The organism is Amycolatopsis sp. FDAARGOS 1241 (assembly GCF_016889705.1).
Lineage (GTDB): Bacteria > Actinomycetota > Actinomycetes > Mycobacteriales > Pseudonocardiaceae > Amycolatopsis.
In genome coordinates this window covers 7,349,695-7,361,024 of the sequence record NZ_CP069526.1, presented here as the reverse complement: position 1 = coordinate 7,361,024, position 11,330 = coordinate 7,349,695, and the positions used below count along the sequence as shown (strand labels likewise).

At 69.9% G+C, this 11,330-nt stretch carries 10 protein-coding genes; 7 read left to right on the top strand and 3 right to left on the bottom strand.

The features are described from left to right. Positions 1–23: 23 nt before the first annotated feature. From I6J71_RS35795 to I6J71_RS35785, 3 genes are all read left to right on the top strand, one after another. Entirely contained in the window at positions 24–743 is a 720-nt protein-coding gene (locus I6J71_RS35795) for a FadR/GntR family transcriptional regulator (protein WP_204090902.1), read from the top strand. A 145-nt stretch (positions 744–888) separates the two neighbouring features. After that, positions 889–2,340 (top strand): alpha/beta fold hydrolase, encoded by a 1,452-nt coding sequence (locus tag I6J71_RS35790; RefSeq protein ID WP_204090901.1) that lies wholly within the window; start codon positions 889–891, stop codon positions 2,338–2,340. Positions 2,341–2,378: 38 nt separating this feature from the next. Then, positions 2,379–2,720, top strand: a complete 342-nt coding sequence (locus I6J71_RS35785; RefSeq protein WP_204090900.1) for a nuclear transport factor 2 family protein — start codon at positions 2,379–2,381, stop codon at positions 2,718–2,720. Between the two features lie 15 nt (positions 2,721–2,735). On the opposite strand, the gene ilvA is transcribed toward I6J71_RS35785, so the two are convergent. Next, positions 2,736–3,992: a threonine ammonia-lyase IlvA gene (ilvA, locus tag I6J71_RS35780; RefSeq protein WP_204090899.1), complete on the bottom strand. Its 1,257-nt coding sequence runs from the start codon at positions 3,990–3,992 to the stop codon at positions 2,736–2,738. Positions 3,993–4,045: 53 nt separating this feature from the next. Further along, positions 4,046–5,470 (bottom strand): short-chain fatty acyl-CoA regulator family protein, encoded by a 1,425-nt coding sequence (locus tag I6J71_RS35775; RefSeq protein WP_204090898.1) that lies wholly within the window; start codon positions 5,468–5,470, stop codon positions 4,046–4,048. 229 nt (positions 5,471–5,699) lie between these two features. Between I6J71_RS35775 and aceA the strand changes: the two genes are divergently transcribed. Together aceA and aceB are read left to right on the top strand one after the other, a co-directional pair. Beyond that, positions 5,700–6,989 carry an isocitrate lyase gene (gene aceA, locus I6J71_RS35770; RefSeq protein WP_204090897.1) on the top strand — a complete coding sequence of 430 codons (1,290 nt, stop codon included), beginning with the start codon at positions 5,700–5,702 and terminating at the stop codon, positions 6,987–6,989. A 75-nt stretch (positions 6,990–7,064) separates the two neighbouring features. Beyond that, positions 7,065–8,711: a malate synthase A gene (aceB, locus tag I6J71_RS35765; RefSeq protein ID WP_204090896.1), complete on the top strand. Its 1,647-nt coding sequence runs from the start codon at positions 7,065–7,067 to the stop codon at positions 8,709–8,711. Positions 8,712–9,379: 668 nt separating this feature from the next. Here aceB and I6J71_RS35760 read toward each other — a convergent pair. Then, the gene (locus I6J71_RS35760) at positions 9,380–9,928 is read right to left on the bottom strand and encodes a TetR/AcrR family transcriptional regulator (RefSeq protein ID WP_204090895.1); all 549 of its coding nucleotides are present in this window, start codon (positions 9,926–9,928) and stop codon (positions 9,380–9,382) included. Positions 9,929–10,018: 90 nt separating this feature from the next. Here I6J71_RS35760 and I6J71_RS35755 point away from each other — a divergent pair, with 90 nt between their 5' ends. Next, on the top strand, positions 10,019–10,477 hold the full coding sequence (locus I6J71_RS35755; RefSeq protein WP_204090894.1) for a nuclear transport factor 2 family protein: 459 nt from the start codon (positions 10,019–10,021) through the stop codon (positions 10,475–10,477). 55 nt (positions 10,478–10,532) lie between these two features. Then, a complete protein-coding gene (locus tag I6J71_RS35750) occupies positions 10,533–11,312 on the top strand; it encodes a class I SAM-dependent methyltransferase (RefSeq protein WP_204090893.1) in 780 nt (259 codons plus the stop codon). Positions 11,313–11,330 lie beyond the last annotated feature (18 nt).

Sequence of the window (11,330 nt, the reverse complement as noted above, 5' to 3'; positions counted from 1 at the left end):
TTTTCTTGGGTATCGTTCGCGGCATGGCTGCGGACCTGGCTTCACCCGCGCTGACGGGCATCCGGCGCCTGTCGGCGCTCGACACCGTGCGCGCCCGCATCGCGCTGGCGATCGAGCTGGGCCTGCTCGCGCCGGGGGAGCGGCTGCCGCCCAACGGCGAGATCGCGAGCGCGCTCGGCGTCGGTGACATCACCGTGCGCCGGGCGCTGGTGTCGCTGTGCGAAGACGGCGTGCTGGTCCGGCGCCGAGGCCGCACCGGTGGCACGCACGTGGCCCTCGACGCGCCGGCGGGCCGGGTCGGGGAGGTGGGCGCGTACCGCGAGTCGTCGGCGGAGGTGCGCGACCTGATCGACCACCGGCTGGTGATCGAAGCGGGGCTGGCGCAACTCGTGGCGCTGCGGCGCTCCGACGAGGACGTCGAGAAGCTGCGCGATCTCGTCCGGCGTATGGACGCCGCCACCGGCTGGGCCGAGTTCCACGACCTCGACGCCGAGTTCCACCTGACCGTGGCGGCGTCGGGCGCACCGGCGGCCGCGGTGAAGCAGTACTCGGGAGTGCTGCACGAGCTGTACCGCTTCTACCTGCCGTACCGGCTGTCGGCGCTGCGGGCGTCCAACCGGGAGCACGAGGTGCTCGTCCGCGCGATCGCCGCGCGCGATCCGGACGAGGCGGCGCGCGTGACCCGCGCCCACGTGGGGGAACTGCACCGGACGATGTTCGTCGGGCTGTCCGACCAGGTCTGAAACCACGGTGTACGCGGCGTCCACAGCGCCTACTGTGTCCATTTCGGACCGTCGGACCGTCGGACCGCCGGTTCGGCTGTTCGGCGGTGCACCTCGGCCGATCGGCCGATCCGGGCGCCTGGGCCCCTCGCCCATGATCATCGGCATGCCGAAGATCCGCTTGCTCGTCCCGGTCGTCGCGGCCGTGGCGATGGTCCCCCTCCTGCCCGCACTGGCGTCCGCTCAAGGCCTGGACTGGAAACCCTGCGCGTCGATCGCGAAGGGCTGGGACCCCGACGACCAGCGCACGGAGTGCGCGCTGGTGCCCGTGCCGCTCGACTACGCCGCCCCCGGTGGCCGCACGATCGACATCGCCGTGAGCCGCATCCGCGCGACCGGTGAGCGCACGGGCTCGATCGTGTTCAACCCGGGCGGCCCGGGCCAGTCCGGGATGAAGATGCCGCTGACCATCGCCGGGAGCAAGGCGTCGGGCCTGCTGGAGCACCACGACCTCATCGGCTTCGACCCGCGCGGCGTCGACTACAGCGCGAGCCTGGCGTGCGACGAGGACGACGCCCAGCCGGATCCCGCACTGTCCGAAAAGGACCAGGCGCGGTTCGCCGCCGAGCACCGGGCAGCGGCCAACGCGGCGTGCTTCGCGAAGGACCCGGCACTGGTGAAGTCGTTCACCACACCGAACATCGCCCGCGACGTCGACCGCATCCGCGAGGCGCTGGGCGAGGACAAGATCGGCTACTACGGCGTTTCCTGGGGCACGGCGCTCGGCGCCGAGTACCGGACGCTCTTCGACAGCCACGTCGACAAGATGCTGCTGGACTCCGTGATGCCACCGGAGCTGAGCGTCAAGACGATGGACGACGGCCAGGCCGAGGCGGGGGAGAACACCTTCCGCGAGTTCGCCGCCTGGCTCGCCCGCTACGACTCGGCGTACCACTTCGGCACCACGGAACCCCAGGTCGAGAAGGCCTTGCTCGCTCTGCGAGACCAGCTCGCCGGCCACCCGCGCCCGGGTCCGGACGGCTCACCGGTGAACGGCGACACGGTCAACCAGCTCTTCGCTTATCCACGCCGCCAGTGGGTCGAGGCGGCCGGGCAGCTGACGTCGATCCGCGCCGGCGGCGCCCCCGGTTCGCGGCCCGCCGCGGCGTCGTCCGGCTTCGGCTGGGACACCGAACGCACCGGCGGCAATTCCTTCCAGCAGAACGCCTTGCTGTGCAACGAATCCCCGAGCCCGCGCGACTTCGACACGGTGTGGCAGGACCGCCTCGACCGGCTGAAGGCCAATCCCGAGACCGGCGGGTTCGGCATCTATGAGCAGCTGTGCGTCGGCTGGCCCGTGCCCGCCACGCAGTGGCACTTCACGCCCGGCAAGAGCCCGCTGCAGCTCGTCGGCCACACCTACGAGCCGGTCACGCCCATCGGCTGGGCGTTCGCCATGCAGCGTCAGATCGGCGGCTCGCTGCTCACTGTCGAAGACGACGCCCACGGCTCGTTGTCGAGCCTGCCCTGCGCCTCCGCGGCGGTCACCTTCTTCGACACGGGCAAGCCCGCCACGCAGTCGTGCCCGGGCGACCCGATCCCGGCCCCGCAGCCGTAACGCGAAAAGCCACGTGCCGCCGCAGCTGCGGTCAATGCATGAGCGACCTGCTGCGGCGGCATGTGGCCGCGTTCAACGACCGGGACGTCGAGGCGCTGCTCGCCGGTTTCACCGACGACGCCGGCTGGATCACGGGCACCACCGTGGCCCGCGGCCGCGCCGGGCTGCGGGAGCTGTTCGAAAGCGCCGTGACGCGGCTGCTCCCGACGCTCACGATCGACACCGTGGTCGCCGACGGCGACGTGGTGGCGGCCGAGCTGACCGAACGTCTCACGCACGAGGGCGAGGACCGCACGTTCGCGATCGCCGCCTTCTACCGGCTGCGCGACGGCCGCATCGCCTCGGCGAAGATCTACCGCGAGGGCAGCGCGGAACTCTGAGCCCGCGCTCTGAGGTCAGAGCAGGAAGTGGAACAGCGGGCTCCCCGCTTCCACCCGCTCGACCTGCAGCGGACTCGCCGCCAGCCGCGCGAGCAGGCCCGGCAGCTCGGCCGGTCGCGTGATCTCGATGCCGATCAGCGCGGGGCCCAGTTCGCGGTTGTTGCGCTTCACGTATTCGAAGCGCGTGACGTCGTCTTCCGGGCCGAGGATCTCGTCGAGGAAGCGGCGCAGGGCGCCGGGTTCCTGGGGGAAGTTGACGAGGAAGTAGTGGCGCAGGCCTTCGTGGATGAGGGAGCGCTCGAGGATCTCGCTGTAGCGGCTGACGTCGTTGTTGCCGCCCGAGACGATGCAGACCACGGTCTGGCCGGGTTCCACGAGGGCGGTCGTGCCGAGCGCGGCGGCGGCCAGCGCGCCCGCGGGTTCGGCGATGATGCCGTCGGACTGGTACATCGCGAGCATCTCGGTGCAGACGGCGCCTTCGGCCACCGACGTGAGTTCCGCGCCGCTGTCGCGCACGAGCGGGTAGGTCACGGCGCCGGCCTCGCGCACGGCGGCGCCGTCGACGAACGGGTCCACCGAATCGATCTGCACGGGCTCCCCGGCCTTCACCGCGGCGGCCATGCACATCGCGCCCTCCGGCTCGACGCCGACGACGCGGACGTCCGGGTGGCGCTCGCGCACCCACGTCGCGATGCCGGCCAGCAGGCCACCACCGCCGACCGGGACCACGAGCACGTCCGGCACGAAACCGAGCTGCTCCACGACCTCCAGCGCCACCGTGCCCTGACCGGCGACCGTGCGGGGGTCGTCGAACGCGGGCACCAGGGTCGCGCCCGTGCGCTGCGCGTCCTCGTTCGCGGCGGCGAAGGCGTCCTCGTAGGTTTCCCCGACGACGATCACCTCGATGTGCGCGCCGCCCAGCGTGGCGATCCGCTCGCGCTTCTGCCGCGGCGTCGTGCCCGGCACGTAGACGCGCCCGTTGGCGCCCAGCCGCCGGCACGCGTACGCGACACCCTGCGCGTGGTTGCCGGCGCTCGCGCACACGACCCCGCGGGCCCTCGTGGGCTCGTCCAGCTGCACGATGAAGTTGTACGCGCCGCGGATCTTGTACGAGCGGACCGTCTGCTGGTCCTCCCGCTTGAGCCACACCCGGGCGTCCACCTTGGCCGACAGCCGTGCGTTCGGCTCGAGTGGCGTCCGGGAAATCACGCCCGCCAACCGCTCGGCCGCTTGTTCCACCAGGTCCGCGTTCACCGTGTCGATGTCGTGCACCCGGCTGAATGTACTTCCCGCTGACCGGCCCACTCCCGGTGCACCGGCGCTTCTCACACCTTGGGAACCGCCGGGTAGGGCACGAAGGTGCTGGTGTTCTCGTCGACGGTCAGTGGTTTGCCGATCGCCGGGAAGGCGCGCTGGGAGCAGTTCGGGCGTTCGCAGACCTTGCAGCCCATGCCGATGGGCGTCGCGGCGGCGGGCTCGTCCAGGTCGAGGCCCGTCGAGTACACGAGCCGGCCGGCGTGGCGCAGTTCGCAGCCGAGGCCGACGGTGAAGGTCTTGCCCGGGCTGCCGTAGCCGCCGATGTTGCGCGACACCGTGCGGGCGATCCAGAAGTACCGCTTGCCGTCGGGGAGCGCGGCGATCTGGGTGTGGATTTTGCCCGGCGAGGCGAACGCCTCGTAGATGTTCCACAACGGGCACGCGCCGCCCACGCGGGAGAAGTGGAAGCCCGCAGCGGACTGGCGTTTGGACATGTTTCCGGCGCGGTCGACGCGCACGAAGGAGAACGGGATCCCGCGCTGTTTGGGCCGCTGCAGCGTGGACAAGCGGTGGGAAACCGTCTCGAAACCCACGCCGAAGTGGTCGCACAGGCGCTCGATGTCGTAGCGGAACTTCTCCGCCGTCGCCAGGAACGGTCCGTACGGGAGGATCAGCGCGCCGGCGAAGTAGTTCGCCAGGCCGACGCGCGCGAGCGTGCGCGCGGCCGGACCCGAGAACGCCCACGAATCGGCCAGCTCGGTGATCAGGTCGTCGTACTCGAGCAACGCGATCTGCGAAGCCATGCGAAACGCCTGCTGCCCCACGCGCAGGCTCGGCGCCAGCCGGAGCACGCGCGTCGCGGGCTCGTACTTGTGCTGCTGGCCCTTTGCTTCGTCGAGGCCGTCGCTGGTGACGTTCACGCCGTAGCGCTGCCAGAGCCGGTCTTTCAGCGAGGTCAGCGCCGTGCCGCGGCGCAGCGGGATCTCCGCGGCCATGCGCTCGGCGCGCTCGTCGAGTTCGGCGACGTAGTTCTCGCGTTCGTAGAAGAAGTCGCGCACCTCTTCGTGCGGCAGTGGCGCGGCAGCGCTCCCGTGCAGGCCCAGGCCGTTTTCCGTGGTGAGCGCGGCCGTGCTCTCCACGGCGTTGCGGTAGCTGCGGTGCAGCTTCACCAGCGCCTGCGCGATCGAGGGCAGATTGGAGGCCAGCTCGTTGAGCTCGCTGGTGGTCACGTCGACGCCGACGACCTCGTCGAGCAGCGCCTCCTTCACGTCCGCGACCAGGCGAGACGTGTCGTTGTTGGCGAAGAACTCCGTGTCCACGCCGAACGCCTGGGTGATCCGCAGCAGCACCGGCACGGTCAGCGGCCGGGAGTTGTGCTCGATCTGGTTCAGGTAACTGGGTGAGATCTCGAGCACACGAGCGAGGTCGGCCTGGCTCATCGAGCGGCTCTCGCGCAGATGCCGCAGACGCGCCCCGGCGAAAGTTTTGTCCATCGCTCCTCCGATCGGCCGCAAGGTCTCCAGGCCTGAACGATTACGTGAACGATCAAGCCCGGCGGTTTTCCCTTTCCTTGTGAACCCATGATTCGCAAGCTTTGCAAGATGGTACACAACATTCACAGAAATTGGCAAATTGGAACTATGGACCGCCTTTTCGTGCTCGTGTCACGGTTGTGGCCAGGCAAGGCGAGCAATCGCAAACTTCGCAACACGGGAGAGTCCGATGACCGAGCAGGCCAAGCAGCTCGAGCAGGCGGCGGCCGAGCTGGCCGAGCAGTGGAAGACCGACCCCCGCTGGGCGGGCGTCCAGCGGACCTACTCCGCCGCCGACGTGGTGAAGTTGCGGGGCTCCGTCACCGAGGAGCACACGCTGGCCCGCCGGGGTGCGGAGCGGCTGTGGAAGCTCCTGCACACCGAGGACTACGTCAACTCCCTCGGCGCCCTCACCGGCAACCAGGCCGTGCAGCAGGTCCGCGCGGGCCTCAAGGCCATCTACCTGTCCGGCTGGCAGGTCGCGGCCGACGCCAACCTGGCCGGCCAGACCTACCCGGACCAGAGCCTGTACCCGGCCAACTCCGTCCCGGCCGTCGTCCGCCGCATCAACAACGCGCTGGGCCGCGCTGACCAGATCAACTGGGCCGAGGGCAAAACCGACATCGACTGGTACGCGCCGATCGTCGCCGACGCCGAGGCCGGCTTCGGTGGCCCGCTCAACGCGTTCGAGCTGATGAAGGGCATGATCGCCGCCGGCGCCGCGGGGGTGCACTGGGAGGACCAGCTCGCGTCGGAGAAGAAGTGCGGCCACCTCGGCGGCAAAGTGCTGATCCCGACCAAGCAGCACGAGCGCACCCTGAACGCCGCCCGTCTCGCCGCGGACGTGCTCGACGTGCCTTCGCTCGTCGTCGCCCGCACCGACGCGCAGGCCGCGACGCTGCTGACCAGCGACGTCGACGAGCGCGACCGGAAGTACCTGACCGGGGGCCGCACGTCGGAGGGCTTCTACGAGGTCACGAACGGCATCGAGCCGTGCATCGACCGCGGCCTGGCCTACGCGCAGTACGCCGACCTGCTCTGGATGGAGACGTCGACGCCGGACCTCGAGGTCGCCCGCAAGTACGCCGAGGCGATCAAGGCGCAGTACCCGGACCAGATGCTGGCCTACAACTGTTCGCCGTCGTTCAACTGGAAGAAGCACCTCGACGACGACACCATCGCGCGGTTCCAGCGCGAGCTCGGCGCCATGGGCTACAAGTTCCAGTTCATCACGCTGGCCGGCTTCCACGCCTTGAACTACTCGATGTTCGACCTGGCGCACGGCTACGCCCGTGAAGGCATGAGCGCCTACGTCGAGCTGCAGGAGCGCGAGTTCGCTTCGGAGGAGCGCGGCTACACCGCCACGAAGCACCAGCGCGAGGTCGGCACCGGCTGGTTCGACCTGGTGTCCACGGCGCTGAACCCGGAGAGCTCGACCACCGCGCTCAAGGGTTCCACCGAAGAAGACCAGTTCCACTGACGCAGCAGTTCTTCCCGCGGGCCGGCGACCCGGTCGCCGGCCCGCCCCCCTTCCTTTTCTTCGCGGAGGTACGAGATGGCCGACAAGCTGAACTACCGCATCGAGGTCGCCGGACCCGCCGGTGACCGGTTCGCCGAGATCCTCACCCCGGCCGCGCTGGACTTCGTGGCCAAGCTCGACAACACCTTCGCCGGCCGCCGCCGCGAGCTGCTCGACGAGCGCCGCCGCCGTCGTGAGCGCCTGCAGGCGGGCGAAGAGCACCTCGACTTCCTGCCCGAGACGCGCCGCATCCGCGCCGACGACAGCTGGCACATCGCGCCGCCCGCGCCCGGTCTCGAAGACCGCCGCGTGGAGATCACCGGCCCGACGGACCGCAAGATGACCGTCAACGCGCTGAACTCCGGCGCGAAGGTCTGGCTGGCGGACTTCGAGGACGCGACTTCGCCGACCTGGCACAACATCGTCGACGGCCAGCTCAACCTGTACGACGCCATCCGCCGCAACATCGACTTCACCACCACTGTGTCTGATGCCGCCTCCGCGGGAAAAAGTACGTCGGCGGTGGGCAAGCACTACACGATCGGCGAGGACCCGGCGACGATCGTCGCCCGCCCGCGCGGTTGGCACCTCGTGGAGAAGCACGTGCGCATCGACGGGCGCCCGCTGTCCGCGAGCCTGGTCGACTTCGGCCTGTACTTCTTCCACAACGCGCGCCAGCTGATCGCGCGCGGCAGCGGCCCGTACTTCTACCTGCCGAAGCTCGAGAACCACCTCGAAGCGCGGCTGTGGAACGACGTGTTCCTGTTCGCACAGCAGGAACTCGGCATCCCGCGCGGCACGATCCGCGCGACCGTTCTCATCGAGACGATCACCGCGGCGTTCGAAATGGACGAGATCCTGTTCGAGCTGCGTGAGCACGCCTCGGGCCTGAACGCGGGCCGCTGGGACTACATCTTCAGCGTCATCAAGAACTTCTCCGCGCACGGCGCCGACTTCGTGCTGCCGGACCGCGCGCAGGTGACGATGACGGTCCCGTTCATGCGCGCCTACACCGAGCTGCTGGTGCGCACGTGCCACCGCCGCGGCGCGCACGCCATCGGCGGCATGGCGGCGTTCATCCCGAGCAAGGACCCCGAGGCGAACGCGACCGCGTTGGAAAAGGTCCGCCAGGACAAGGAACGCGAGGCGGGCGACGGGTTCGACGGTTCGTGGGTCGCGCACCCCGGCCTGGTGCCCGTCTGCCGCGAGGTCTTCGACACGGTGCTCGGCGGCTGGCCGAACCAGCTGGGTCGCCTGCGCGAGGACGTCGACGTCACCGCGGCCGACTTGCTGGACGTCGCGTCCGCCGGCGGCGAGGTCACCGAGGACGGCGTGCGGGCGAACATCAACGTCGCCTTGCGCTACCTCGACTCCTGGCTGCGGGGCACGGGCGCCGCGGCCATCCACAACCTCATGGAAGACGCCGCGACGGCCGAGATCGCGCGCTGCCAGGTCTGGCAGTGGATCCGCAACGGCACGAAGTTCGCCGACGGCACGGCCCTGACCCGCGAGCTGGCCGTGGAATTCCTGGACGAGGAGTTCGACCGCGTCCGCGCCGACCTGCCCACCGGTCACCGCCTCGACGACGCCCGCGCCATCTTCACCGAGACCGCACTGGGCGACAAGCTCCCGAGCTTCCTGACGACGGGCGCCTACGCCCGCCACCTCACGGACTGCCGCTAGCCCCCGACCCCGGCCGCCCCTGTCCTGACCAGGCCCGGCCGGCCTCGCCCGCACCGCTTTGGGACGGCGCGGGCGAGACGGGTCCGGTGGCGGAGGCTCCCCGCCACCGGACCCGAAACACACTTCGCCTGCCCAGCGGCCGGCCCCTTCGGGTGGTCGGCCACTCGGCTTGTCGTGAGGGAGAAGCTCGACCCCCCGGGTGGGGCATGTCTGGCTGTCCCGCGGCGCACGGCGAAGCCAAGCCCGGCTCTGAAACCAGCCGCCGCCACCCAGACCAACCGCCACGGACACGGCCACCACACCTGCACGCAGACTCCGCCCTGCACCTCGATCCGAAGCCCCCACGCGGTCTGAATCACCTTGTCAAAGCACGCTTTCCAGCCTTGATAAGGTGATCCAGACCGTCGTTACCATCATCGGCTTCGGGATGCAGGACGAGTCCCCAGCGCAACGTTGCGCGCCAGTCGCGGCGAGCCGCCCGCGTCTACGCCGGCTCCGCCAACTCAAAAAGCCCGCGGCCCGAAGGCCCGCGCCTCCCAGAAATCCAACCCCAGGTCTCTACCCACCCACGACAGCGCGGCGAGCCGCCCGCGTCTACGCCGGCTCCGCCAACCCAAAAAGCCCGCGGCCCGAAGGCCCGCGATCCCCCCAGAAATCCAGCCCCAGGCCTACCCGCCCACCACAGCACCGCGAGCCGCCAGCAACGTCTCCGCCGCCGCTCGAGCCACCAACGCTTCCCCCGGATCCGAGTTGATCGCCGCCAGCACAGTCGCCCCCTCCATCAACGAGAACAGCTGGTCCGCCGGCGCCTCCTCGCCCACGAGCGTCCGCAGATATCCCCGCACCTCGTCCTTGTGGTGCTGGATCGCCGCCGCCACTCCAGGTGCCGGTGTCCCGAACTCGCCGAAGGAGTTCACGAACGCGCAGCCGCGGAAGCCGGGCTCACTGAACCACGCGTGGAGCCAGTCGAACACCGCCAGCGGATCATCGCCGCGCGCCGACACGAAGTCCCGCAGCGATCGCCGCCACCGCTCGTCCCGCTTGTTCAAGTACGCGGCCACCAGGTCGTCCTTCGACGGGAAAACCTGGTACAGCCGCTTCAGCGATACCCCCGACCGGGCTCGCACGGCGTCCATCCCCACGGACTGCACGCCCTGGGTGTAGAACAGGTCCTCAGCCGCTTCGAGCAGCCGTTCGGTGGCTTCCGCCGTGTTCACGTGGTGTCCCTCTGGTACTGAGAATCAACGTTCTCTATGCTACAAGAAAGTAGGGAGAACGTGCGTTCTCACATGATCGGGAGGAGCCCCATGACCGGCCGTCCGCCGTTCCCGCCGTTCGACGAGAACACCGCCCGCCAGAAGGTCCAGGCAGCCGAGGACGCCTGGAACACCCGTGACCCCGAGAAGGTCGCGCTCGCCTACACGGAGGATTCCGAGTGGCGCAACCGCGACGTCCACGTGTCCGGCCGCGAGGAGATCGTCAAGTTCCTCACGCAGAAGTGGGAGCGTGAGCTCGACTACGCCCTGCGCAAGGAACTCTGGAGCTTCCACGGCAACCGCATCGCCGTGCGCTTCCAGTACGAGTCGCACGACGCGGCCGGCCAGTGGTACCGCAGCTACGGCAACGAACTGTGGGAGTTCAGCGAAGACGGCCTCATGCGCCGCCGCGAGGCCAGCATCAACGACCGCCCGATCGACGAGAGCGAGCGCCGCATCTTCGGCAAGCGCCCGGAAGCCGAGCACGGCAAGGAGTTCCCGATCTACTGATCGGCCGTCAGCGAAACCGCGTGCATCCGGCTCGGGCTCTCGCCAGTCTCGAAGCATGAGCCTCGGATTCAGCGGAGAAGTCACGGAGTTCTACCACCGCTTCCGCCGCGGGTACCCGCCCGCCGCGTTCGACGCGATCGCGGAGGCGTTCGCCCTGGGCGAGGACGACGTGGTCCTCGACCTCGGGTGCGGCACCGGCCAGCTCGCCGTGCCGATGGCCGCGCGCGTCCGCGCCGTCGTGGGCATGGACCCCTCGCCCGACATGCTCGCGCGAGCCCGCCAGACCGCGGCGGACGCCGGGGTCACCACCGCGTCGTGGCTCCTCGGCAGCGACACCGACGTCCCCGCGCTGGGCTCCGTGCTCGGCGGGCTCGGCGCGGTCACCGTCGGGCAAGCCCTGCACTGGATGGACCACGCGACGCTCTTCGCCGCCGTGAAGCCGCTGCTACGCGCGGGCGGCGGGATCGCGGTGGTCACCAACGGCGAACCCCTGTGGCTGCAGGACAGTGCGTGGTCGCAGGCCCTGCGCGGCGTGCTGTCCGGCTGGTTCGGCCAGCCGATCACCGCGGCCTGCGGAACCGACGACGCGAGCCAGGAGCGCTACCGCGCCGCGCTCACCGCCGGCGGGTACGCCACCGAAGTCCGTGTCGTCGGCTACACCGGCGACCTCACCGCGGAGGAGATCATCGGCGGCGTCTACTCGGCCATGGGCGAGGACCAGCTGCCGTCCGCCGAAGAACGCCCGGTGTTCGAAGACCGCATCCGCACCGCGATCGCGCCGCACGCGCCCTTCACCGAACCCGTGCGCGTGACGATCCTGACCGGCCGCGCCTAGCGTATGTCCTGTAGGTGG

Excerpts from the sequence above, each read along its gene's own strand:
- I6J71_RS35790 (WP_204090901.1), top strand. The coding sequence starts at position 889 with ATGCCGAAGATCCGCTTGCTCGTCCCGGTCGTCGCGGCCGTGGCGATG.
- I6J71_RS35755 (WP_204090894.1), top strand. The coding sequence starts at position 10,019 with ATGACCGGCCGTCCGCCGTTCCCGCCGTTCGACGAGAACACCGCCCGC.
- I6J71_RS35785 (WP_204090900.1), top strand. The coding sequence starts at position 2,379 with ATGAGCGACCTGCTGCGGCGGCATGTGGCCGCGTTCAACGACCGGGAC.
- aceB (WP_204090896.1), top strand. The coding sequence starts at position 7,065 with ATGGCCGACAAGCTGAACTACCGCATCGAGGTCGCCGGACCCGCCGGT.
- I6J71_RS35750 (WP_204090893.1), top strand. The coding sequence starts at position 10,533 with ATGAGCCTCGGATTCAGCGGAGAAGTCACGGAGTTCTACCACCGCTTC.
- I6J71_RS35775 (WP_204090898.1), bottom strand. The coding sequence starts at position 5,470 with ATGGACAAAACTTTCGCCGGGGCGCGTCTGCGGCATCTGCGCGAGAGC.
- aceA (WP_204090897.1), top strand. The coding sequence starts at position 5,700 with ATGACCGAGCAGGCCAAGCAGCTCGAGCAGGCGGCGGCCGAGCTGGCC.
- I6J71_RS35795 (WP_204090902.1), top strand. The coding sequence starts at position 24 with ATGGCTGCGGACCTGGCTTCACCCGCGCTGACGGGCATCCGGCGCCTG.